Here is a 22,936-nt window from a genome sequence, read left to right as displayed (position 1 = left end):
CGTCGCCGTGCTCGACGACGAAAACGAGCCGCCGCTCCGGAGGCCCGCGCGGTCCGTGGCGATCCCCGGTGGTAGGCTCGCCGCACCTTGGACACCCGGTCTTCCACGACGGCGCCGGCTCTCGCGCGCCGCGCGCTCTCCGGCCTGCTCCGCCGCGGCGCGTGTCGACTGCGCGCCGCGGCGCGTGTCGACCGCGCGCCGCTCGGCGTGGCGCTCGCCCTCGTCGTCGTCGCCGCGTCCGTCTACGTGATCGCCGTCCCGCTCGCGGTCGTCCGCTACCCGCCGATGACCGACCTCCCGTTCCACGCGGCCGAGACGGCGGCGTTCAGGCACTACCTCGACCCGGCGTGGCACTTCCGCGAGCAGTTCACGCTCCAGCCGCTCGCCGTCCCGTACATGTCCATGTACGCGCTCGGCGCCCTGCTGATGCTCGTCCTCCCTCCCGTGGCCGCGGTGAAGGTCGCGGCGGCGGCGATGCTCGCGCTCCTGCCCGCGGGCCTCGCCGTCCTCTTCCACGGCCTGAAGCGGAGCCCGCTCCTCGGCGTCCTCGGCCTGCTCCTCGTCTGGTGCAACCTCACCCACTGGGGCTTCCTCAATCACATGGGCGCGCTCGGCCTCTTCGCGATGGTCGTCGGCCTGACGCTCCTGCTCCTCGATCGCCCCTCGCGCGGCCGGCAGATCGCGCTCGCGCTCGCGCTCGTCGCGCTGTTCTTCACGCACATCTTCCGCTTCCCGTTCGCGCTCGCCGCCGTCGTCGGCACGGCGATCGTCGTCTTCCCGGCGACGCGGCGGCTCCGCCCCATCGCGCTCCCGCTCGCGCCCTCGCTGGCCCTCTTCGCGGCGTGGCTCGTGGTCCGGACCGACACGCTGCACGCGGCGCCCATCGCGCCCGCGCTCCACTGGGAGCGGCTCCGCGAGGTCCCGTCGCTCCTCTTCACGAGCTTCACCGACCCCGCCGAGGCGGCGGCGGCTGGCCGGGCAGCGCGCTTCGTGCTCGCCGCGCTGCTCGTTTGCGCCGCCGGCGCCGCCGCACGGCTCGCCGGCGCCGGCGCCGATGCGGCGCGCTCACCCGAAGGCGCCAGCGCCGATGCCGCGCGCTCACCCGCCGGCGCCGGCGCCGACGCGGCGCCCTCGCCCGCGGTGGACGCGCAGCAGCGGTCCTTCGCGCGCCTCGCCGCCCTCGTCCCGGTCGCCTGCGCGATCGTGTTCCTGGGCCTGTTCCTGAGCCTGCCGCTGCAGATCGGCCTCTGGTGGTACGTCTACCCGCGCGAGATCGTCGCCGCGCTGTTCCTGGCCCTCGGCGCCTTCCCGGACCTGCCGCGATCACCCTGGCTCAAGGTGCCGGCCGTGCTCGCGCTGTCGGCCGCCGCGGTCTTCCTCGGCGCCGTGGTCCGCGACAACTACCGCCGATTCGACCAGAGCACGCGCGACTTCGACGCCATCATCGCCCGCATCCCGCAGGCGCCGAGGCTGCTCTACCTCGTCTTCGATCACGGCGGCTCGACCCGGACGACGACGCCGTTCATCCATCTCCCCGCCTGGGTGCAGGCCACGCGAGGCGGCTGGCTCAGCTTCCACTTCGCTGTCTGGGATGCCTCGCCCGTCGCCTACAGGCCCCGCGAGGAGCCGGGCGCCGTCGTCCCGCCGCCCACGCCGCTCCGGTGGGAGTGGACGCCTTCGATATTCGACGTGCGCCGCCACGGCGCCTTCTTCGACTGGTTCCTCGTCCGCCGGCGGGCGGGGGCGGATCACCTCTTCGCGAAGGACCCGAGCATCGTCGCCGTCGACCACGTCGGAGACTGGTGGCTCTACCAGCGCAGCGGCGGGCCCTAGCGGGCACGCCGGCTCCGACTTTGGGTTACGATGTCGCCCATGCGCACCTCGACTGCGTCTGCCCTCGTCGCCGCCGTCCTCGCCCTCCTCGCCGTGTGCGCCTGCGGCTCCGAGGACCCCGTCGGCCCTGGCGGCGCGGAGGGCGGCGGGCTCCCCGCCGGGCCCGTCTGCTCGGAGCCCACGCCGGTGCCCTGCGAGGACGAGGTCTTCCAGCAGATGAACCTCCAGGACACCGTGGCGCCCGGGGAGATCGTCAACGAGCAGGACGGCGCGGGCATCCGCTCCATCGTCGACGCCACCGCGGGCGGCCCCTTCGCTTCCGAGCCCGACGCCTACGTCTATGCCCGGTTCACGGACGCCGGCCTCGAGAAGGTCGAGATCTCCGATGAAGCAGCGCTCCAGTCCATGGACTGGGACATCGCCTTCCGCCGCTACATCGTGCGCATCAACAGCGGCCACTCCGGGCCGTCCTGCGTCACGGCGGCGCGCCTCCCGGGCACCCCGGACTACGATGGGATCATCGAGGCGCCCGGCGAGCCGAGGCTCCGCAGCGACGAGTATTTCACCGAGAGCTGCGAGCTCATCCCCGACGGCTCCGGGCTGGACTCCCCGGCGACGGCGCTCTCCGGCTACTGGACCTACCCCGGGTGCGTGAAGATGACCGGCCTCGTCTACGTGCTCCAGCTCGCCGACGGCCGGAGCCTCAAGCTGACCGTCACGCACTTCTACAACGAGCAGACGCAGGCGCAGTGCCAGGAGAGCGGGATGGTCCCGATGGAGGACACCGGCTCCGCCAACTTCCAGATCCGGTGGGCGTTCCTGCCGTGACGCGGACCGCCGGCGCGGTGCCTGCGCGGCGCGGCGGCCCGGCCCGCGCCGCGGCCCCGTGGCGCCGCCTGGGCCGCGCGGCGGCCGTGCTCGCGCCGACGCTCGCGGTCTGCCTCGCGCCGGCGCTCGCCGGCTGCGGCGCGGACGACGCGGCCGCGGCGCCGCTCGACGGGCCCGCCGCGGCGCCGCTCGATCGGCCCGACGCGCGCGGCACGAGCCTCCAGTTCCGGTTCGATCCGGACGACGTCGTCGAGACCTTCGCGTCGGCGTCCGGGAGCTTCCTCGTCCATTTCGCGCGCGAGGGGCGCTGCGCGGTGCCCGCCGAGGACGGCGACGCGACGGGCGTCCCCGACTTCGTCGAGGAGGTCGCCGCCGTCTACGACGAGGTCATCACCCACTACCGAGACGTCCTCGGCTTCCGGCCGCCGAGGAGCGACGAGGACCTGCCCGACAACGGCGGCGACGGCCGCTTCGACGTCTACCTCGTCGACTTCGCCGGCGTCGGCGACGGCGCGTTCCGGGTCGACGCCTGCGCCGAGGACGCCGGGGACCGCTGCGCCGGCTTCATGACCCAGGAGAACGACTACAGCGGCTACGGCTACCCGTCGACGCTGACGGCGAACCGGATCCTCGGGAGCCACGAGCTCTTCCACGCGGTGCAGGCGGGCTACGACCACGGCCAGGACACGCTGATCACGGAGGGGACCGCGGTCTGGGCGACCGAGTCGTTCGACCCCTCGCTGAAGGACTTCGAGGGCTTCGTCGACGGCTACCTCGCGAACGCGGATCGATCGCTCGACGTGCCCTTCACCGGCCCCGTGGACCCCTTCAGCTACGGGAGCGCGCTCTTCTTCCAGTTCCTCGAGGAGCGCTTCGGAGACGGCACGGTCCGCGCGCTCTGGGAGCGCCTCGAGGACGGCGCGAACGGCGAGGCGGATCCGGTGTGGTTCGAGCAGCTCGACCCCTTGCTCTCGTCGCGGGCGCAGACGACGTTCGCCGAGGCGTTCGTGGAGTTCGCCGCCTGGAACCTGCTCACCGGATCGGCCGCGGATCCCGAGCGCTCCTACGCCGCCGGGTCCGGCTACCGCGGGCTCGCCCCGGAGGAGGTCGCCGCGCCCTACGCGGACGGGCTGCGCGTCTTCCACGCGTCGGCGCAGTACTTCAGCGTCTCCCCCGCCGGGCGCGCGACCATGACGGCCGCGCTCGCGGCGCCCGCGGACGATCCGGCGCAGCTCTCCGGCCTCGCGCTGCTGCTCGCGGCGCGGCGCGGCCGCGTGTACGGCGAGGTGGTGCGCGCCGACGACGTCGCCTCCGGCGCGGCGCTTGTCGACATGGCGGGCGCCGATGACCTCGCCGTGATCGTGGTGAACGGCCTGCAAGAAGGCGAATCTCGCAAGCCGACGCTGTGCATCGGCGCGCCGGACGAGGTCGCCGCGTGCCGGGCCGCCGCGGAGACCACCGGCGGCGGCGGCGCCGGCGGCGAGGCGCCCGCCGAGGGCGCAGCGGGCGGCGTCGACGACGGCGGGTGCGGCTGCCGCGTCGTGGCGCCGGCCGCCGCGGTCGCGAGCTCCGCCGCGTCCTTCGGCTGCGCGCTGGGCGCCTCGCTGCTCGCGCTGGCCGCGCGCCGGCGCAGGCGCCTAGCGGGGGCCCACGCGCCGGGCGACGCGCGCGGCGCGGCGCCGAGCGGCGCTCGGTGAGGCGCGTCACCCGGCGAGCGCGCTCCCGCGCCGACCCCGCGAGCGCTCGTCACGCCGTCAGCCGGATGCGCTACCCTGCAGGAGATGAGCGAGCCCCGTTCCGACGACGCATGCCCTCTCCTCCGCGAGGACGCCGAGGGCATTCTTTGTTTGGCCATCGAGGGCGATATCTCGGACGAGATCGCGCGCTCTCTCTGCGCCGTGTTCAGGCGCGTGGCGGACAGCGGCCGCGAGGTCCTGGTGCTCGCCGACGCCCGCCGCGTCGGGGCCCTGACGGCGGCGGCGCGCAGCGCGCTGGCGGAAGAGCTGCGCGGCGTGCGCTTCAGCGGGGTCGCGGTCTTCGGGGCGAGCTTCTCCCTGCGCGTCGTGACCACGCTCGCCTCGAGGAGCGTGCAATTCTTCACGGGCGAGGTCTATCCGCTGGCGTTCTTCGACACGGAGGACGAGTCGCGCGCGTGGCTGCGCTCCCAGCGAGACGCGCGCCGGGCCACGCAGCGGCAGGGCGCATGACGCCCGCCGCCCTCCGAGGCGCGCGGGCGACCCGGCGCATGCGCGGCCCCGAGCCGCGACCCGCGCGCTCGATCGGCCGCTTCACCGGTCGTCGCGCGGGTGGCGTCCGTGATCGAGCGAACGTCGTACCGCCACGCAACGAGCTACCGTGCAACGCCATGAGCGACCCCCGCATCGACGACGCAGACCCGGCCCTCCGCGAGGACGCCGAGGGGATCCTGTGCACCGCCATCGAGGGCGATATCTCGGACGACACGGCGCGCGCGATCGCCGCCGCGTGCAGGCGCCTGTCGGAGAGCGGCCGCGCGGTCCTCGTGCTCTCCGATGCGCGCCGCACCGGGGCCATCTCGGCGTCGGCGCGCAAGGTGATGGCGGGCGAGCTCCGCGGCGTGCGCTTCGACGCGATCGCGCTGTTCGGCGCGAGCTTCGCCGTGCGTGTCGTCTCCACGCTCGCCGCGAAGAGCGTGCAGCTCCTGACGAGGCAATCCTATCCGGTCGAGTTCTTCGAGACGGAGGGCGAGGCGCGCGCATGGCTGCTCGCCCGGCGGGATGCGCTCCGGGCCGGGCGGCGGCCCGGAGCGTGACGTCCCCCTCAGCGGCGCGCGCGGGCCGCGCCGCGCCGGCGCGCCGCCGCGGCCAGGCCGAGGAGCGCCGCCGCCGCGAGGCCTCGCCGCTCGCCTGAGCCCGCGCCGGCCGGAGCGCACGCGCAGCCGGCGCGCTGGTCGCCGGCGCCCTCGCCGCCTCCCGAAAGCGGCGGCGGCTCGTCCCCGAGCACCTCCCTGAGCGCCGCGACAGGGTCGATGATCCCGTGCCCGAAGATGGGATCGTGCCCGCTCTCGTCGGGGACCGCGTAGGGCGCCAGCCGCGCCGTCCGGATCATGACGTCGTAGAGCTCGCCCGCGGTCCGCTCGGGCGCGGCGCTCACCAGCAGCCCCGCGACGCCGGCGGCGACAGGGCACGCCGACGACGTGCCGCCGAACCGGTCGGTGTAGTCGCTCGCGTCGTCCCCCTCGCTCCCGGCGATGTCGGTGCTCAGCGTCCCCGTGGGCGCGACGAGATCGATGGATCTCCCGCGGTTCGTGAACGGCGTCGCGTCTTCCAGGTGGTTGACGGCGCCCACGGTGAGGACGCCCCGCACGGCCTGGAGCTCGTCGTCGAGGATCTCCCGGTCGTCGTTGCCGGCGGCGAACAGGACGAGCGCCCCCTTCCCGTTGCGCCCGGCGTCGAACAGGCGGTTGATCGCGGCCTCGACCACCCTGGGGACGGGCATCGGATCGGCGTACCCCCAGCTGTTCGACACGACGGCGGCGTTCACCTGCAGGGCGAACTCGAAGGCGTCGACCGAGGCGGAGATCGGCCGCGGCTCGTCGTCGATCAGCCGCACGCACCGCAGCCTGCAGGCGGGGCAGCCGCCCGCGATGCCCACGCCGTTGTTGGTGTCGGCGGCGATCAGGCCCGCGCAGGCCGTCCCGTGGTTCACGCTCTGCTCGCCCGGCTTGTAGGTGGGGTCGTCGTCGTCGTCGATGACGTCCAGGCCTGGATCCATCTTCGCGGCGAGGTCGGGGTGATCGAGGTCGCACCCGGTGTCGATGACGACGATGGACGTGGCCGCGTCTCCCTGCGTTCGCCCCCAGGCCTCTTGCATCCGGAGGTCGTCGAAGTACCACTGGTCGGGCAGGCGCGGGTCGTCCGGCGCGAACGGCGCGCCGTGCGCCTCGAGGCGCACGTGGAGGTCCGGGATCACCTCGCGCACGGAGGCCGGCCGCGCCGCGCCCTGGAGCCGCTGGGCGAGGTCGAGGCCGTCGCCGCCGCCGGTGTCCCTGACGAGCCACAGCCCGATCGAGGGCATCAGCGGCCTCACCACCTCCACGCCAGCGGCGCCGAGCGCGTCGAGCGCGTCCAGCACGCCGGGCTCGACCTCCACGATCGCGGTCGCGCCGACGCTCGCCTCGACCGTCCGGCCGCCTGGATAGCGGAGCCGCACCGGCGCGAGCGCGCGCGGCGTCGAGGACGCGCCCAGCGCGGCCGGACCGAGCCGCTCGACGTCGACGCGGCGCCCGCCGTCCATGAATGACCGCGCGCTCGCTGCCGGACGCGCGCTCGCGAGGGCGTCGCCGGTCCCGGCGGCCGCGAGGAGGAGCGCCGCCGAGGAGAGCACGATCGAGGGCTTGTGTCGCATCGCTCTCCTGGATCTACCGGAGCGCGCGGCGTCCTACCAGGGCTGCCCTGGAGCGGCGCACGGGCGAGAAAGATGCAGACCGTCAACCGGTGCTCGGACAAGGAGGATACAGACCGCCAAGACGCCAGAAGACGCCAAAAAGAGAGATGTCTCCGGGGTCTCTTGGCGTCCTTGCCGCCTCGGCAGTTTCTCGCTTCGAGCGCCAGAGACTCTATCTCTGCTTCAGGTCCTCAGCGCGTACGGGGTCGCTCCGGTCGTCGCAAATGTGCTGCAATCTTCTCCAGAACAGCGGCCGCCTGATAGGCATAACTTTATGCGAATGAGGCTTCATCGATTGATGTTCGGTACCGTGCTCGGCGTTTCGCTCGGATGCGGCGGGGGCAGCGTCGAGCCCGCTGGAGATAGCGGCGGCGCACCGCTCGGCGAGTTCGAGTGTCGGGTCGGGGCGGATTGCAACAACAACACGTGCAACCGGGTCAGCGATGCCGTCTGTTATGAAATACGAGGTGCCTACTGCGGATCCGACGAGGACTGCGCCGGCATCGACGGCGAAAGCGGCGGCGGGGGAGCGGGAGGCGGCGGCGGGGGAGCGGGAGGCGGCGGCGCAGGCCCGCCGATCATCTGCGAGGCGCCGCATTTCACGTGCCCCCTGGCTATCCAGCTGCAGCTGCGGAACACCTGCGTCCGCGGCTGCGAGACGGACGCCGACTGCCCTTCGACGCTGGCATGCTCGCCGGAACATCGGTGTCGGGCGAGGTCGTGCGCCGCCGAAGCGGACTGTCCGAAGAACCACGTGTGCGATACGACCGGCGCGTGCGCCCGCACGGCGTGCTCGAGTGACGCCGATTGCGAGGGCTTCTGCGTGCTCGGGAGATGTGAGGAAAAGCCGGGGATGTGTTTCCTGAACTGACCCGCTTCGACGGAGTCCCAGCGGGGCTCCCGCAACGTCGTCCCTGATTCCGCGCCGCGCGACGACCCCCTCCCCGGGGGCCGGACGCCTCGGCAAGACCTCCCGCGCAGGACGACCCTGGGCGGCTCGCTGCTACCCCTTCCCCGGGCCCCGGATCACCATCGACACGAGCAGGTCCCTCATCTTCGAGAGCTCGTCCCGCACCGCTCCGTCGTCGGGGAGCGACGTCAGACGCAGCGTGACGCGCTCCAGGAACTGCTGCCTCGCCCTCTCGAAGCCCGGCACCTGCTGGTCGTGCAGCGCGCAGGTCACCAGCTCGTGATCGAGCAGCCGCCAGAAGAACTTGCCGTCGACGGTCGTGGCGCCGAGCCTCCCCGTGAAGCCGACCACCGCCCGCGCTCCCGCGTCGAGGAGCCTGTCGAACAGCGGCCCGTTCGCGGTCTCGCCACAGCAGAAATAGAGCACGCGACCGCGCGCCCAGAGCTCGATCTCCTGCGCAGGGCTCTCGTGCGAGAGCAGGATGCCGTCGGGCGACTCGTCGTCCACAACGCAGCTCGTCTTGCCGTGGGACGACACCACGATCGCCCGGAAGGGATTGCCGGTGCTCTCGGCGCGCGCGATCTGGCGGAGTAGCCTCCTCCGCTCCGCGCTGGCGCGTCCGAACGGTACGATGGAGAACTGCTCTCCCATACGCCCGTAGAGCTGCGTGCGCCCGGCCGCGAACCACGCGCTGTCCGGGTCGAAGGATGTGTCAATCGAGAGTACAGGTCGAGCCGTCATCCTACCTCCGTCGAAGATCCCCCGGTGAGCGTTGGACATCGCTCGTTCGCGCGCCGGACAGCGCCCGCTGCGCCGAGCAGCTGGCGTGCGGCATCAGGCCCTGTCCATCGGCTTCTCCGCAGCATGCTCTCTTCCCGCGGCCATTCCGGACCCCTGCCACGAGACTCTCCGCAGGCTAGAATAACGACCGTAGGGACGCTCCTACTAGAAAAATCGCATTCGCTCCGACGAATTTCTCAGGCTTCGCTGACTTGTAGGGTGGCGCTGGGGCGTGTGTGCGGCTCAGGCTTTTTACGTCCGGCTTCAGCACGCGCGTGTTGCGTGAGGGTATCGTTTCTGGCAGTCGCCCAGTTGTCCAGACGTCTCTGCGCTGCGTGTCCGGGCGCTCACGGCACCGGGGGCCACCGGGGAGAGGGGGGCTGGAGAGGCGGCGCATGGTTCAGGGGAGGGGCGCTGCGGCGTCGGTCTGGCCCAGGACGAGCCTGCGGGGCTCCCCCTGCTGCAGCGCGCGTATCCTCCCGTGCATCTGCTGCCCGAGCGCTTCGCGCGCGCCGTCGTCAAGGAGCTTCCTGACCTTGGGGAACAGGTGCTCTTCCTCCTCCTTGTGGTGGTGCTCGAGCTGCTCGGCGAGCACATGGAGCTTGGCCCCGAACGTCTCGTCCGCGGCGTCGAGGGCCACGAGATCGGCCAGCACGCGCTTGATGGACAGGTGCTCCTCCAGCGACTCGAGGAGGATATCCTCGGTGCGGCGAGCCCGGACCGCCGGGTAGAAGTCCTGCTCTTCGATCGTGATGTGGGTGGCGAGGAGGTCGGCGGCAGCGGAGAACTGCGCAGCGGTGACGGAAGAGGCCTCCTTCAGCTCGGAGAAGCGCTGCTCGAGCTCGCGGTGGTGGCGTACGAGGAGATCGATGGCGTCCATGAGATCTCTATGGAGCGGATGCCGCCTACGAGCAAGCGGGAGAGGCGCGCAGAGCCTGCCAGATCGAGACTCGCGGATTCGGCTGCCCCCTGGCGTCGGAGCCGCAGCGCGGCGGCGACATGGCCCGTCTGCGGGGGTCGAGCGAAGCGGGATGACGATCCTGCAGTGGTTCGAGCCGCCGCCCGCAAGGTGCCTGTTTGCCCCAGGGAGCTCCCTTGCAGGTGGAAGGCCTCTCCTGACGCCGTGGATCATGGGCGCGATCTCCCGCTGTCTCTTTCTGTCTCATCGAGCCGCCGGCGAGCGGAGCGCGCGAGAGCCGCCCCTCAGGCCAGATCGAACAGCAGCACCTCGCCCGCGCCCTTCCCGACGAGGTGGAGCGACTGGCCTGCTCCTCCCGCGCCGGGGGCTCCGATGGCCGCCGCGTCGCCGGCCTCGAGCAGCGTCCCGTTCAGCTCGACGCTCCCGCGCGCGACGTGGACCCAGGCGTTTCGGCCGGCCGGGAGCTCGTAGCGCGCCTCTTCGCCTTGCCCGAAGAGCCCCGCGAACAGGCTCACGTCCTGGTGGACCGTGACCGAGCCCTCGCGCCCGTCCTGCGAGGCGACGAGCCGCAGCTTGCCCTGGCGCTCTTCTCTCGAGAACGCCTTCTGCTCGTAGCTCGGCGCAATCCCGCGCCGATCCGGCACGATCCAGATCTGCAGCAGGTGGGTCGGGCCCGCCTCCGAGGTGTTGTGCTCGCTGTGGTACACGCCCGTCCCCGCCGACATGCGCTGGACCTCGCCAGGGCGGATGATCGACCCGTTCCCCATGCTGTCCTTGTGCGCGAGCTCCCCCTCCAGGACATAGGTGACGATCTCCATGTTCTGGTGCGGGTGCATCCCGAACCCCCGCGACGGGGCGACGCGGTCGTCGTTGATGACCCGCAGCGCGCGGAAGCCCATGTGCTCCGGATCCTGGTAGTCGGCGAACGAGAACGTGTGGAACGACTGAAGCCACCCGTGGTCGGCATAGCCCCGCTCGCCAGAGCGCCGGATCACCATCGAAGAAGTGTTGTTGGCCATGACCTCAGCATGCGCCCGCCGATCCATCTTGTGAATCGGCATTGTTCTCATGGGAACCATCTACAACGTAGATGGATGCCCCTGGGACACGGTCGCGTCAGACGACCTCGAGGTTGGTCGTCTCGGCGTCCAGCCAGGGCCCGCCTTTCGGGTGGATCACGAACGCGTCGAAGGTCGCGGCCGTCGCGCGCACGCCGGCCGGCCTGAGCTGGTCCTGGGGGACGATCGCCAGGTTCGGCGCGCTCACCGCCGGTGCGGTCGTCTTTCCGTCGAAAGCCTCCGACGCCGCGCGCATCACCGCCGCGAGCCGATCGGCGGTCGGCTCCGGCAGGAAGAGCGCGCCGAGCGTCGCCACCCGGTCGATCCCCCGGGCGGTCGCGATCTCCGACAGGAACACCACCGCGGCGCCGACGGCCCGGCCCGCCTCCTCGACGAGCAACAGCCGGCGCGGCCGTGGATCGCGGAGGGCGTGCTCGAGGTGCGCCGCGTCGGGCGCCGCCCACAGCACGCGCTCGCCGCTGCACGCCGCCATCACGGCGAGCACGTCCTGCACGGCCGATGCCGGCGCGGCCACGGCCCGCGGCGGCGCGGCGCTCGCCCGGGGGAGAAAGCCGTGGTTCCGGCACGCGGTGAGCTGCTTCAGCTCGAGACCCACCGCCGCCACCGCCTTGAAGAGCACGCGCTGCGCGGGCGCGGACCGCGCCTCCACGAACACCGCGATGGGCAGGCCGGTCGCCCGGAGGCCGGCGAGGAGCTCTGTGTACAGCCGGCTCGCCAGCCCTTGCCCCTGGAACTTCGGTCGCACGCTCACGAATGAGAGGACATATCCCTCCGACGCGACGCCCCGGAACCGGAAGCGGCGCGGCGCGACGCCGATGAAGCCGGCCGGCTCGCCGCCCTTTCGCGCGAGCACGGCCTGCGGCGCCGGGCCGGGGAAGCCGAACTGCCACCTCAGGTAGCCGGCCGTGTAATGGAGGGTCGGCGGAGGCCACGCCTCGCGCAGGACGAAGCTGGCCTCGTCCGCCGCCGCGACCGGATCGACATGCTCGAGCTGCATGGACACGAAGCCTCTCAGAGCCCCCAGGAAACGGAAGTGCGAGCAAGCGGCGAAGCGGCGATGCGCTGCGCTACAGGGTCGCCATCTCGGGAGCGCGCCGCACGAGTTCGGGCCAGCCGCTCGGATCGTCGCCGTGCTGGGCCAGGAACGCGTAGACCCACCGCTCCAGGCCGAACGCGATGCACACGCTGTGCATCGGGCCCGCGCCCTCGACATCGCAGCTGAACGCGCGGCCGAAGAAGTCGGTATGGTAGTTCAGCGAGCCGGCCGCCACGCGCTCGCCCTCCGGGAGCATCAACGAGATCTCGTATTTCGTCTCGCTGCTGATCTGGAAGTACGTCTTGGCGGCCGCGTCCGGCGCGATGAAGAACGGGTCGCTCGCCGTCCGGATCTCGCCGGCGAGCCGGTGCTCGTCGAGGTAGCGCGCCACGATCTCGTTCCCCTGCTCGCGCAGCGCGAGGACGTTCTCCCGCGACCCGAGGAAGACGATCTCCCGCATCGTGAACTCCCAGAGCCGCCGCAGGTCGACCATCTTGCTCGACTCGTAGCGGAAGCAGCGGCCCGCGAGGGCGTAGCGCGCGCCGCCAGCCGGCAGCACCCGGTCGCGATTCGCCGCGTACACGTGGTAACAGACCGCCGGCGAGAGGCACACCTCCGGCTGCGCCATGTCGCTCAGCGCGCGCTCGTCGAGCGTGTCCCGGTCCTGATGCCGCGCCCGGAAATCCTCGATGAGCGGCAGGTCCTCCGGCAGATGGCACGTGAACGTGACGATGTGCGGGAACGAGCGGAAGTAGTCGCACTTCGCCAGCGTCGCCGCCGGGATCAACGTCGGCACGAGGATCGGGCTCGGCGAGAACGGCGCGCCGAGCGCCTCCAGCGAGCGATCGAAGTAGCGGTAGAGCCGCAGCGGGATGCCCTCGAGGGCGACCTGGCCCTGGCCCATCTGCGTGATCCCGGCGGGGAGCGCGCCGCCCCGGAACTCCACCCGATCGCACGCCGGGCTGCGGTACACGAGCTTCCGCGTGAGCTGGCGCAGGCTGCGCTGCATGGTGCGCGCGAGGCCCTCCGCCGCCTTCGCGAGGTCGGCCGCGCGCTCCTCGGGGGCCTCGAACTCCAGCGCGGCGCCCTCGCGGACGAAGCGGATGTTCGCGATCTCCTTCGAGAGGAAGGCGATCTGCTTGGGTATCTCCTCCTGCGCCATCTCGGTCGCAGGCGCCGCGAGCTCGACGGTGACGACCCTCCTCACGGCGCGAGCTCCTGGATGAGGGAGCTCAGCGCGCGCGGCGTGCGGGCGACGCTGAACCGGTCGTCGGGGAGCGCGACGTTGAACTGGTCCTCCAGCTCGGTGAGCAGCTGGAGCGCTCGAACCGAGGAGAACCCCGCGTCGTAGATGTCGTCATCAGCCTTGATCGCGGCGGGCAAGCGGCCGACCGTGACGATGACATCGATCACCTTCTCCACCTCGATCACCATGAAAAAACTCCAGGGTTAAGATGCGCTGTCTGAGCCCGAGCGACGCGGAGCGTCGTCCGCGCCGTGCCGCCTCGCGCTCGCATCGGCGCAGTCCGCCGCGGGCGGCGGCGGCGGCTCGGTCCGCAGTGATGCCACCCGCCGGGCCGGATTGCCAGCGACGACGGTGTACGGAGGGACATCGGCCATCACGATGGATCCCGCCGACACCACGCTGCCCTCGCCCACCGTGACTCCAGGGAAGATCGTGGACCGGGTCCCGAGCCAGACGTTGTCCTCGATGACGACCGGCCGCACCTCGGCGTCCGAGGGAGGCAGGCCCCGCCTCCGGGCCTCCGGATCGCTCGGATGCCCGCTCGAGTCGAGGATGAAGACGCCCGCCGCGATCATGCAGTGCTTGCCGATGGTGACCGACTTGCCGACGACGATCCGGCAGCCGTGCCCGATCCCTGTGTTGTCGCCGATCCGCAGCGTGGGGCGGTCGCAGAACCGGGCGGCGAAGATGAAGTCGGTCTTGCCGTCGAGCACCACGTTATCACCGAGGATGATGTCGCCCCGCCCGTTGATGAAGTGGATGAAGGTCCCCGTCCGGACACCCTTGCCGTACTGCGCGCAGTGCGACTTGAAATGCGGCTCGCAGACGAGCACACGCGCACCGAAATAGTACACCTCGCGCGCGGCCTCGAACGCCATGCGCATCGGGACCACGAGCGGCCGCGGCGCGGGCAGGGTGAAGCTGCGGACCTGCCGGCGCACGTGGCGCATGGCGCGGGCGACGTCGTGATCGGAGGAGGCGAGGAAACGAACCAGATTCTTCATAAAGGGTCGCTCGGCGCGGACTGGTCCAGTCTGCGATGTTCAGCGGGTCGCACGCGGCCAGAAGGACGAAACGAACACCAGGGGCCGGAGACTATAACCCGAAACTCGTCGCGCCGAACCTGCTCTTGAGCCGACCTATCTCTCTTCGGCCTCTGCAGGGCCTCTCTTGGGTCTCTGCAGGGCCTCTGTTGAGCCGCTCTTCCGCCGCTCTCACGCTTCATGGCAAACCATGCGCCAATCGACGCTGGCGAATCGCCTGGTTGCAAGATTTTCAAATACCGTGACGGCGAGCGGACTTGGCGTCCTTGGCGACTTGGCGGTTTTTCTACCGCTCCGGGGCAACTTCCCGCAGCAGCGTCAGGTCGCGTCAGGGCCGGACGGAAGAGCGTCGGTGGGGCGTTTTGCCTCTATATGGGGCAAAACGCCCCGGAGCAGGGCCAGGCCCAGCGCGGCCTCGACGAGGGTGAGCGCCACGGCCCACGTCGTCGTCGAGGCGGCGATGGCGGCCAGGCGTGCGTCGCGCGTCGCGCCGGCCGCGAAGCCCTCGAAGAGCGCGGCGGCGAGCACGTCGCGCGTGCCGAAGCCTTGCGGCGTGATGGGGAGCGTCACCGCCACCATCAGGATCGGGATGTACGTGAGGGCGGCTCCAAGGGGAATGCGCACGTCGAAGAACCAGAAGGGGAGCCAGGTGCCGGCGAACAGGACGAGGAGATGCGGGATGCGCGCGGCGAGGGCGACGAGGTGGCCGCGCACGCCCGCCTCGAAGAGCGGGGCGAGGAGCTTCGCGCGCGCGAGCCGGGCGGGGCGGAGCGCGAGGATCGCGAGGTAGAGCGCGCCCGCGGCGAGGAGCAGGGCGGAGCCGGCGAGCGGCCCGCCGTTCGCGGGCACGGCGACGGCGCCGAGGAGGAGCAGGCAGCCGAGCCACGACGCGTACACGACGAGCGTCGCGCCGGCGACGCGCGCGAGCGGCACGGCGTGCACGCGCGCGAGGAAGACCGTGATGAAGGCTTGACCGACGTGGTGGTTGAGCAGCGACGGGAGATAGGAGGCGCCGCGGAGCACGAGGAAATCGCGGAAGGCGACGGGCGCGATCAGGCGGCGGTAGACGAGGACGGTCGCGAACGTGTCGGCGCCGAGGAGCGCGAGGACGAAGAGGGCGGCGAAGGCGACGAAGAGCGGGGCGTCGACGCGCGACAGGGCGGCGCCGAAGGCGTCGAAGTCGAGCCGGCCGAGGACGAACGCGACGAGCGCGGCCGCGAGCGCGAAGGGCAGGGCGCGGCGCGCGCGCCCCGCGAGCCGCGGCGCGGGACGCTCCTGCAGGTCGCCGTCGCGCGGGCGCGGGCTCGGTGACGGAGCGTCGGCGAAGGTTCCTGTGTGGGTCGAGGAGCGCAACGGCGGGACGGTAGCAGAATCCCCGCGCCCGGTGGCCGAGCCGAAGCCGCAGGGAGCGGCGCGCAGCGACCGCACGGCGCGGCGACCGCGCCCGACATGGGGCATAGTCGTCCGCCATGTCCAAGTACGATTACGATCTGTTCGTCATCGGCGCCGGCTCCGGCGGCGTGCGCGCAGCCCGCATGGCCGCTTCCTACGGCGCCCGGGTCGCCGTCGCCGAGTCGCGCCACCTCGGCGGCACCTGCGTCAACCTGGGGTGCATCCCGAAGAAGCTCCTCGTCTACGCCTCGCACTACGCCGAGGACTTCGAGGACGCCGCCGGCTACGGCTGGACGATACCCGGCCACGGCGCGAGCGGGGACGGGCACGCCGGCCCGTCGTTCGACTGGCCGACGCTCCTCCGCAACAAGGACAAGGAGATCGAGCGCCTGAACGGCGTCTACGAGCGGCTCCTGAAGAACTCGGGCGCCGACGTCCGGCGGGGGCACGCCCGGGTCGTCGATCCCCACGCCGTCGAGATCGACGGCGTCAGGATCACCGCCGAGCGGATCCTCGTCGCGACCGGCAGCTATCCCTGGATCCCCGATCTCCCCGGGCGCGAGCTCGCCGTCACCTCCGACGACCTGTTCCATTTCCAGGCGATGCCGCGGCGGGTGGTCATCGTCGGGGGCGGCTACATCGCGGTCGAGCTCGCCGGCATCCTGCACGGCCTCGGGGCCAACGTGTCGCTGGTCCACCGCGGCCTGCACCTCCTGCGCGGCTTCGACGACGACATCCGGGCGTTCCTGGCCGCCGAGATCCAGAAGAAGGGGCTCGACCTCCGCCTGGGCGCGAGCGTCGAGAGCATCGCGCGGCAGGGCGACGCGCTCGTCGCGACGCTCGCCGACGGCACCGAGCTCGCGGCCGACTGCGTGCTGTACGCGACGGGGCGCCTGCCGAAGACAAGGGGGCTCGGCCTCGAGGAGGTCGGGGTGAAGCTCGACGAGGAGGGCGCGGTCGTGGTGGACGACGCGTTCCAGACGTCGGTCCCGTCCATCTATGCGCTCGGCGACGTGATCTCGCGCGTGCAGCTCACGCCCGTGGCCATCGCCGAGGCGATGGCGCTGGTGAAGACGCTCTTCCGCGGCGAGCGCGCGCGCGTGGACTACGCCGGCATCCCGACCGCCGTCTTCAGCCAGCCGAGCGTCGGCACCGTCGGCCTGACCGAGGCGCAGGCGCGAGAGCGCCACGACGTCGCCATCTACCTCTCGACCTTCCGCGCGCTCAAGCACACCCTCTCCGGGCGCGAGGAGAAGACGATGATGAAGCTCGTCGTCGACCGCGCGACCGACCGGGTGCTCGGCGTCCACATGGTCGGGCCCGACGCCGGCGAGATCGTCCAGGGGTTCGCCGTCGCGCTGAAGTGCGGCGCGACCAAGGCGCAGTTCGACGCGACGATCGGCGTCCACCCGACCGCGGCCGAGGAGTTCGTGACCATGCGCGAGCCGCTGCGGAACGCAGATCGCAGCCCCACGCCGATGGGGATCGCGCCGAGCTCCGCGTAGCCCGGGGTCGCTCGGGGCGGCTCCGTCCGCGCCCGTCCGCTTCGGTCCGTCTGCGAGCGCTGATGGTCGTCTCCATCCGCTTCCGTCCGCTTCCGTTCGCTGAGCCGAGCTTGCTCGCCCGCGTTCGCGCTCGGCGCGCTCCTCTGGTATGGACCGCGCGATGTCGTCCCACGCCTCGAGCCACTTGAAGCCGGTCGGCCTGCTCGCCCGCACCAGCGACCGATCGTTCTACGCCTTCAATGCCGTGCTCTCCGCGGCCGCGCTGGCGTTCCTCGCCTACATCCTCATCATCCGGCGGGGCGCGGGCGGCGCGGATCTCCGCTTCATGCCGCCGCTGAACGCCGCCTTGAACGCGACGGCCGCCACGCTCCTCGTCGCGGGCTGGATCGCGATCAAGCGCCGCGCGATGGTCGTGCACAAGTACCTGATGGTCTCGGCGTTCGCCGCCTCGTCGCTGTTCCTCGTCGGCTACCTCGCCTACCACTTCGTCCACGGCGACACGAAGTTCCAGGGCACCGGGCCGCTGCGCGCCGTCTACTTCGCCGTCCTCATCTCGCACATCGTGCTCTCGGCGGGCATCGTGCCGCTCGCGCTGACGTCGTTCTACTTCGCCTACAAGGCGAACTTTGCGAAGCACGCCAAGGTCGCGCGGGTGACGCTGCCCCTCTGGCTCTACGTCTCCGTCACGGGGGTGCTCATCTATTTCATGCTGCGTGGGAGCACGCCCGCAGTGCCGTGAGCGACGCTTGTACCAGGGGCGGGGGGAACCGCTCTAGAAGTCCTTGATGCTGCCGCGCCGCCCCTGGAACCCTCCGAAGACGTACCTGTAGGCCGAGAGCACGGCGTACGAGAGCTCCTCGTACTGGTAGATCTCCTCCATCAGCGGGATCGGGTCCTGATAGAGCGTGTCGCTCGCCACGATCCTGGGCCACGGCAGGTGGTCCGGGTCGGCGCCAGGGACGCCGGCCGCCTTCATGACCTTGAGGAACTCGTGGGCGAGGAGGCCCTGGCCGATGACGCTCGGGTGAACGCCGTCGAGGCTGACGATGCCGCCTGCCTTGCGGCGCCCGGCGCGATCGACGTGGTAGAAGCGGGTGTCCATCGGCGGCGCGACGCTGGCCGCGAAGTACGCGGGGAACTCGTACGACGGCTCGCCGCCGGTGCGCCGGTACGCGAGCCGGTCCAGGCCGCCGGAGACGTCGACGAGGTGATACCGGGGCGCGCGGTGGCGGGCGTTCTTCTCCTCGATGAGCCGGACGAGCTGCGCGTTGCAGGCGTCGACCGTCTCGTCGATGCGCCGCGCGTCCGCCGCGGTGAGGTGCGGCGCGCCCGCCTCGATCAGGCGGGTGCCCCGGGCGAGCGGGGGATAGGTGTAATAGGGGAAGTAGCGCGGGAGGCCGGGCAGCGGGTCGCCGACGCCCGTGGCGATCGGCACGATCGTCACGTGAGGCACGTTGGCCACGAACACCCGCCAGCCCGGGCTCTCGTTGCGCCGCATCAGGGTGTCGACCCGGTCGAGCAGCTCGCCGTACTCGGCGACGAAGTCGTCGGGCATCCAGAGGTTCCACTGCGCCCGGGTCCGCTCGTCGAAGCTGAGCGAGGCCGGCCGCCGCTCGGGCCTGTCCTCGGTCGCCGCGACGCTGAGGAGGATCGCCGAGCCGACCGCGTTGTTGGGGCCGAGCCAGAGGAGGAGGTTCTCGACGCCCTCGCCGCGCGCGTGGTGGCCGAGCCAGTCGAGCTGGCTGTATCCGTCGAGGCGCTCGTCCCGCGACGGGTTGAGGACGCGGAGCGCGGTCCGGTAGAACGCCGCGTTGGGCCCCTGGAAAAAGCCGTCCCTGGCGCCGGGCGCCGCCGCGATCCGCTCCCTGCAGAGCCGCGGGGTCACGAGCCACGCATCGGCCACGTCGAAGCCGTACACCGAGACGTTGTGGAACCAGGGCACGCTCCCGCCGCGGTAGCGACCGGCCCCCTCGCCGCGCTCGTAGTACTCCTCGGCGGCGTCGAGCACGCGGTTGATCTCTAGGAGGACGGCGGCCCACTCGAGCCTGTCGATCGTGGTGCCGAAGGCGAGCTGGAGGCGGCGGAGCACCACCTCCAGATCGAGCAGCAGCCCGTGGGCCGGGTAGTCGGGCACGCGGTACGCCGGGCTCGACAGCGCGTCGCCGACGTCGACGCCGAGCGCATGCGCGATCCACGTGGAGTAGGCGAGCTGGGTGCGCGCCGCGCCGAGCGACATGAAGCCCTGAGAGATGCTGTCCCCGATGGTGAAGAGCCTCATGATGCCGTCCTCACGCGTTCCGCGTCGGAGCCCCATGGTATCCGAACGCGCGGCGCCGCGCGGCAGGTTCGCCGCGCGGCGACGGCGCGACGCCGGCGCTCAGCGCCGCTCCGCGCGTCTGCGCAGGAGGGCGCTCGCGATGCGCACGGCGAACAGGAGCGCGAGCAGCGCCGCGTAGATCATCGGCTCTGTCGCGTCCTTCTTCACGCGGAGGAAGAAGTGCACGATCCCGAGGACGGCGGCGGCGTAGGCGAGGCGGTGCAGGCGCTTCCAGCGCGCGGCGCCGAGGCGCTTCAGCATGCGCGCGGTCGACGTCGCCGCGAGCGGGACGAGCGCGAGGAGCGCGACGAAGCCGGCGAGGAGGAAGGGGCGCTCCGTGATGTCCTCGACGATCGCGCGCACGTCGAGGCCCTGATCGATGAGCGCATACGTCAGGAAGTGGGCGCATGCATAGAAGAACGCGAGCAGCCCGAGCGCCTTGCGGATGCGCAGCGGAAAGGTCCAGCCCGACACGAGCTTGAGCGGCGTCGCCGCCAGCGAGGCGACGAGCAGCACGAGCGCGAGCAGGCCGAGCTGGTTCAGCGCCTCGGCGACGGGGTCCGGGCCGAGCGCCCCGGCCCCGGCGCGCAGGCCGAGCACGGCCAGCGGGATCAGCCCGCCGGCGACGACCGCGGGCGGGAGCCAGCCGAGCTTCCGGCCAGCCGGCGCGCCGGCGGCGGCAGCGCGCGGCGGCGACATCGTCCTCGCTGGCGCGCGCATCATCAGAAGCTCTCCCGCAGGTCCATCCCGCTGTAGAGGCCGGCGACCTCCTCCGCATAGCCGTTGAACGGCAGCGTGGGACGGCGACGCAGCTCACCGATCCTCCGCTCCGTCGCCTGGCTCCAGCGCGGGTGATCCACCGCGGGGTTCACGTTCGCATAGAACCCATACTCGTCCGGCGCGGCGCGGCTCCAGGTCGTCGCCGGCTGCCGCTCGGTGAGCTTGATGCCGACGATCGATTTGCACCCCTTGAAGCCGTACTTCCACGGCACCACCAGGCGAATGGGCGCTCCGTTCTGGCCGAGCAGCGATTTGCCGTAGAGGCCCACGGCCAGCATCGTGAGAGGGTGCATGGCCTCGTCGAGCCGGAGCCCCTCGACGTAAGGCCACTCGAGCACGTCGCTCCGCTGGCCGGGCAGCTGCTCTCGATCGAGCAGCGTGGTGAACTGGACGTACCGGGCGCGAGAGGTCGGCTCGAGGCGCCTGAGCAGCGCGCCCAGCGGGAACCCGAGCCAGGGGATCACCATCGACCACGCTTCGACGCAGCGCATTCGATAGACGCGCTCCTCCAGGGGAAACCATCGGAGGAGGGTGTCGAGGTCGATGACCTCGGGCTTCTTCACCTCTCCCTCGCACGCGATGGCCCAGGGGCGGAGCCTGAGCCGGCCGGCGTTCTGGGCCGGCTCCGACTTGCTCAGGCCGAGCTCGTAGAAATTGTTGTACGAAACGATGTCCTCGTAGGAGGTCCGCGCTTCGTCGGTAACGAACGGGTCTCTCGAGCTCGTCCCGGAGGACGACGCGCCGGCGGCCGGCGGCGCGGCCACGCCGCCGAGCGGCGCGGCGGCGCTGCCGAGCGGCGTGGCCTCGCCGCCGGGGGCGCCGGCCGCCGTGAGGCGCGCCGCGCCGCCCGTGAGCCAGACGAGGCCGCCGCCGATGGCCGACGCGGTGCCGGCGAAGAGCGCCGCGTTCTTGAGGAGCTCGCGCCGCCGCAGGTAGAGCGCTGGAGGGGTGATCTCGCCGGCGGGCGGTTCCTTGGGCAGCTTGCTCATGCCCCCATTCTACGATCGGGCGGGGCTCCGGTTGCGGTCGGCCGCGATCACGCGGCCCTTGACAGGAGGCGGAGCGCCGTATGCGGCGCCTGGTGGAGCGAGGGCAGCGCGAGCATCTGGGCGATGCGCGTGGAGCGCCGCTCGATCCCGCGGGAGAGCGCCGCCCGCTCGCGCCCGCCGCGCGCGGCGAGGAGCGCCAGGACGTCGTCCCAGACCCGCTCGCGCCACCGCGAGAGCATCTCCATGGACACCCAGACCGCGACCTCCGGCGCGGTCTCCAGGAAGAACGCGCTGAGGGGGCAGCCGTGCCGCGCGGTGAGGCGCGCGAGCGCCTCGATGACCGAGGCGCGGAGCAGCGTATTGATCTGATCGTGATCGTGCTTGAGCCGCGCGAGCATCGCCCGGTCGGCGCCGTGCCCGAACTCGACGATCGTCGCGTGGATCCCGAAGATCAGGTCGTAGTTGATGTGGGCGCTGAAGCCGAGCAGCGCGTTCTGCACGGGGGGCGTGAACCGCGACGCCGTGCTCGCGTACGCGATGTGCCAGGCGCCGCAGTCCTGCGCCGCGCCCCGATCGTCCCAGCCGAGCGTCTCGAGGTACCGCTCGCAGAACCGGCCCGCGAGCCGCGAGATCCACGCCGGCTCGAGGAACATGCCGTCGCGTCGCCCGACCTGGGCCGCGACGGCGCGCGTGACGATACCGTAGACGTCGGTGAAGGCCGCTCGCCGATCCCCCGCGGCGAGGAGCCGATCCGTCACGGTGTCGAGAGCAACGCCAGCATCGTGGACGCTCGTCGGATGCAGATTAAGGCCGTCGATGCAGCACCTCATGAAGTTCCCCTCCTACTTCTTCGCTCGTCCAAGAGACCTGTCTGATGTTCGAACTCCCGCATCCGACCAGCCTCGCAGACCCCGGCGCGCGCCGGCGACGCGCAGCACGAACAGTGCAGCAGGGCGCCGTCAGGCGATCTGCCCGGCCCCGGTCGGTCTGGTTTGCGGTCCCGGTGCGCGTCGTTCCCATGTGGAAAGCGGATCTCCTGACCCGCCGGGAGAAAGGTCGCCGCGGCCGTTGCCTCTGGCTTCTCCTCCTGCCGGCCCTCCCCTCGAACCGGCTTCCGCAGAAGAGCGATACTCGATGCGATCCTTGACGCGCTCGCCGCGGGATGCCCCCCCTCGCTGCGGCGCTCTAAGTTCGACCTAGTCTACGACATGGTGTGGGGTGACCACAATTGTCTTATGACGACTGATCCCGTTCAGGACAATTTCGAGGTTATTCCAACTCGTAACCTCGAACAAGTGCCTGTTGACCCTGACACGTTTCATTGCGGCGCGGGAGAGCGCCACGGCATCTTCGCGGTTGCGCTGCTACTGGAGCGACGGCTCGTCACGCTCGGAAAGCCCCCACTGGCATGGGCGCGAGTCGCGACGAGATGTTCTCGAAACATGCCGAGTGCTTATCCCACGTTGACTGTACGGTTGGAGCTCGCGATGTGAAGGTCGTTTAGGAAGTACCTGAGTCGGTGATCAGGAAACTCCTGGCCGGTTTTCCACAGGTAGCCCGCGAAATCTTGCGTTTTTGGTGAAAAATTGTACGAAAACACGCGATGACGGCGGTCTCGTGCCACACCCGCGGCGGCCGTCGGGATCGTGCTGGCGCATCCGCGGCACCAGGGCTCGCCTGTCATGCCGCGGGGCCCTGCTCGGGTGAGCCTCGTGCCGAGGCGCTGCAGCCTGCGCCTGCAGGCACCGGGGGCCGGCCGCACCGGCGGTGAGGGGCCGAAGGGCCGGCCTGACCTCGCGGACCACACGCGCACCCGTGGCGCGGCGCGTCGGGGCGGCGAGCCGGTGGTCAATC

Annotated in this window: 21 protein-coding genes; 8 read left to right on the top strand and 13 right to left on the bottom strand. The window is 71.5% G+C overall.

Annotated features, from left to right (window positions below; translation table 11 throughout):
- Window positions 1–87 precede the first annotated feature (87 nt).
- The 5 genes from WMF27_RS32505 (at window position 88) to WMF27_RS32485 (ending at window position 5,452) form a co-directional block, all read left to right on the top strand.
- Complete coding sequence (locus WMF27_RS32505) at window positions 88–1,833, top strand: hypothetical protein (RefSeq protein ID WP_437764983.1); 1,746 nt, start codon at window positions 88–90, stop codon at window positions 1,831–1,833.
- 39 nt (window positions 1,834–1,872) lie between these two features.
- Window positions 1,873–2,661: an HmuY family protein gene (locus WMF27_RS32500; RefSeq protein ID WP_437764984.1), complete on the top strand. Its 789-nt coding sequence runs from the start codon at window positions 1,873–1,875 to the stop codon at window positions 2,659–2,661.
- Complete coding sequence (locus WMF27_RS32495; protein WP_437943235.1) at window positions 2,643–4,358, top strand: MXAN_6640 family putative metalloprotease; 1,716 nt, start codon at window positions 2,643–2,645, stop codon at window positions 4,356–4,358. The genes WMF27_RS32500 and WMF27_RS32495 overlap by 19 nt, the downstream gene beginning before the upstream one ends.
- An 84-nt stretch (window positions 4,359–4,442) precedes the next feature.
- Window positions 4,443–4,868 (top strand): STAS/SEC14 domain-containing protein, encoded by a 426-nt coding sequence (locus WMF27_RS32490; RefSeq protein ID WP_437764986.1) that lies wholly within the window; start codon window positions 4,443–4,445, stop codon window positions 4,866–4,868.
- A 158-nt stretch (window positions 4,869–5,026) separates the two neighbouring features.
- Entirely contained in the window at window positions 5,027–5,452 is a 426-nt protein-coding gene (locus WMF27_RS32485) for an STAS/SEC14 domain-containing protein (protein WP_437764987.1), read from the top strand.
- Between the two features lie 8 nt (window positions 5,453–5,460).
- On the opposite strand, the gene WMF27_RS32480 is transcribed toward WMF27_RS32485, so the two are convergent.
- Entirely contained in the window at window positions 5,461–7,047 is a 1,587-nt protein-coding gene (locus WMF27_RS32480; protein ID WP_437764988.1) for a S8 family peptidase, read from the bottom strand.
- Window positions 7,048–7,381: 334 nt separating this feature from the next.
- On the opposite strand from WMF27_RS32480, the gene WMF27_RS32475 reads away from it, so the two are divergent.
- Complete coding sequence (locus WMF27_RS32475; RefSeq protein ID WP_437764989.1) at window positions 7,382–7,957, top strand: hypothetical protein; 576 nt, start codon at window positions 7,382–7,384, stop codon at window positions 7,955–7,957.
- Between the two features lie 132 nt (window positions 7,958–8,089).
- Here WMF27_RS32475 and WMF27_RS32470 read toward each other — a convergent pair whose 3' ends face one another.
- From WMF27_RS32470 to WMF27_RS32435, 8 genes are all read right to left on the bottom strand, one after another.
- Complete coding sequence (locus WMF27_RS32470; protein WP_437764990.1) at window positions 8,090–8,737, bottom strand: hypothetical protein; 648 nt, start codon at window positions 8,735–8,737, stop codon at window positions 8,090–8,092.
- A 439-nt stretch (window positions 8,738–9,176) separates the two neighbouring features.
- The gene (locus WMF27_RS32465; RefSeq protein ID WP_437764991.1) at window positions 9,177–9,656 is read right to left on the bottom strand and encodes a hemerythrin domain-containing protein; all 480 of its coding nucleotides are present in this window, start codon (window positions 9,654–9,656) and stop codon (window positions 9,177–9,179) included.
- A 323-nt stretch (window positions 9,657–9,979) separates the two neighbouring features.
- Window positions 9,980–10,693, bottom strand: a complete 714-nt coding sequence (locus WMF27_RS32460) for a pirin family protein (RefSeq protein WP_437769980.1) — start codon at window positions 10,691–10,693, stop codon at window positions 9,980–9,982.
- A gap of 118 nt (window positions 10,694–10,811) precedes the next feature.
- Window positions 10,812–11,771 carry a GNAT family N-acetyltransferase gene (locus WMF27_RS32455; RefSeq protein WP_437764992.1) on the bottom strand — a complete coding sequence of 320 codons (960 nt, stop codon included), beginning with the start codon at window positions 11,769–11,771 and terminating at the stop codon, window positions 10,812–10,814.
- A 70-nt stretch (window positions 11,772–11,841) separates the two neighbouring features.
- The gene (locus WMF27_RS32450) at window positions 11,842–13,017 is read right to left on the bottom strand and encodes a hypothetical protein (RefSeq protein WP_437764993.1); all 1,176 of its coding nucleotides are present in this window, start codon (window positions 13,015–13,017) and stop codon (window positions 11,842–11,844) included.
- Window positions 13,014–13,244 (bottom strand): acyl carrier protein, encoded by a 231-nt coding sequence (locus WMF27_RS32445; RefSeq protein ID WP_437764994.1) that lies wholly within the window; start codon window positions 13,242–13,244, stop codon window positions 13,014–13,016. Before WMF27_RS32445 ends, WMF27_RS32450 begins: the two co-directional genes overlap by 4 nt.
- 15 nt (window positions 13,245–13,259) lie before the next feature.
- A complete protein-coding gene (locus tag WMF27_RS32440) occupies window positions 13,260–14,060 on the bottom strand; it encodes an acyltransferase (RefSeq protein WP_437764995.1) in 801 nt (266 codons plus the stop codon).
- A 357-nt stretch (window positions 14,061–14,417) separates the two neighbouring features.
- A complete protein-coding gene (locus tag WMF27_RS32435) occupies window positions 14,418–15,452 on the bottom strand; it encodes a lysylphosphatidylglycerol synthase domain-containing protein (protein WP_437764996.1) in 1,035 nt (344 codons plus the stop codon).
- A 116-nt stretch (window positions 15,453–15,568) separates the two neighbouring features.
- On the opposite strand from WMF27_RS32435, the gene gor reads away from it, so the two are divergent.
- Window positions 15,569–16,996, top strand: a complete 1,428-nt coding sequence (gene gor / locus WMF27_RS32430) for a glutathione-disulfide reductase (RefSeq protein WP_437764997.1) — start codon at window positions 15,569–15,571, stop codon at window positions 16,994–16,996.
- 148 nt (window positions 16,997–17,144) lie between these two features.
- Complete coding sequence (locus WMF27_RS32425) at window positions 17,145–17,735, top strand: DUF420 domain-containing protein (RefSeq protein ID WP_437764998.1); 591 nt, start codon at window positions 17,145–17,147, stop codon at window positions 17,733–17,735.
- A 33-nt stretch (window positions 17,736–17,768) separates the two neighbouring features.
- On the opposite strand, the gene WMF27_RS32420 is transcribed toward WMF27_RS32425, so the two are convergent.
- The 4 genes from WMF27_RS32420 to WMF27_RS32405 form a co-directional block, all read right to left on the bottom strand.
- Window positions 17,769–19,274, bottom strand: coding sequence for a hypothetical protein (locus WMF27_RS32420; RefSeq protein ID WP_437764999.1), 1,506 nt, complete (start codon window positions 19,272–19,274; stop codon window positions 17,769–17,771).
- 99 nt (window positions 19,275–19,373) lie between these two features.
- Window positions 19,374–20,033 carry a protein-methionine-sulfoxide reductase heme-binding subunit MsrQ gene (locus tag WMF27_RS32415; protein WP_437769981.1) on the bottom strand — a complete coding sequence of 220 codons (660 nt, stop codon included), beginning with the start codon at window positions 20,031–20,033 and terminating at the stop codon, window positions 19,374–19,376.
- Window positions 20,034–20,035: 2 nt separating this feature from the next.
- Window positions 20,036–21,082 carry a protein-methionine-sulfoxide reductase catalytic subunit MsrP gene (gene msrP / locus WMF27_RS32410; protein ID WP_437765000.1) on the bottom strand — a complete coding sequence of 349 codons (1,047 nt, stop codon included), beginning with the start codon at window positions 21,080–21,082 and terminating at the stop codon, window positions 20,036–20,038.
- A 47-nt stretch (window positions 21,083–21,129) separates the two neighbouring features.
- Window positions 21,130–21,912, bottom strand: coding sequence for a DUF5995 family protein (locus tag WMF27_RS32405; protein ID WP_437765001.1), 783 nt, complete (start codon window positions 21,910–21,912; stop codon window positions 21,130–21,132).
- Window positions 21,913–22,936 lie beyond the last annotated feature (1,024 nt).

Source organism: Sorangium sp. So ce281, from assembly GCF_051527395.1.
Lineage (GTDB): Bacteria > Myxococcota_A > Polyangia > Polyangiales > Polyangiaceae > Sorangium > Sorangium cellulosum_B.
The sequence above is the reverse complement of the archived record's forward strand: the minus strand, read 5'-3'. Positions and strand labels throughout refer to the sequence as shown.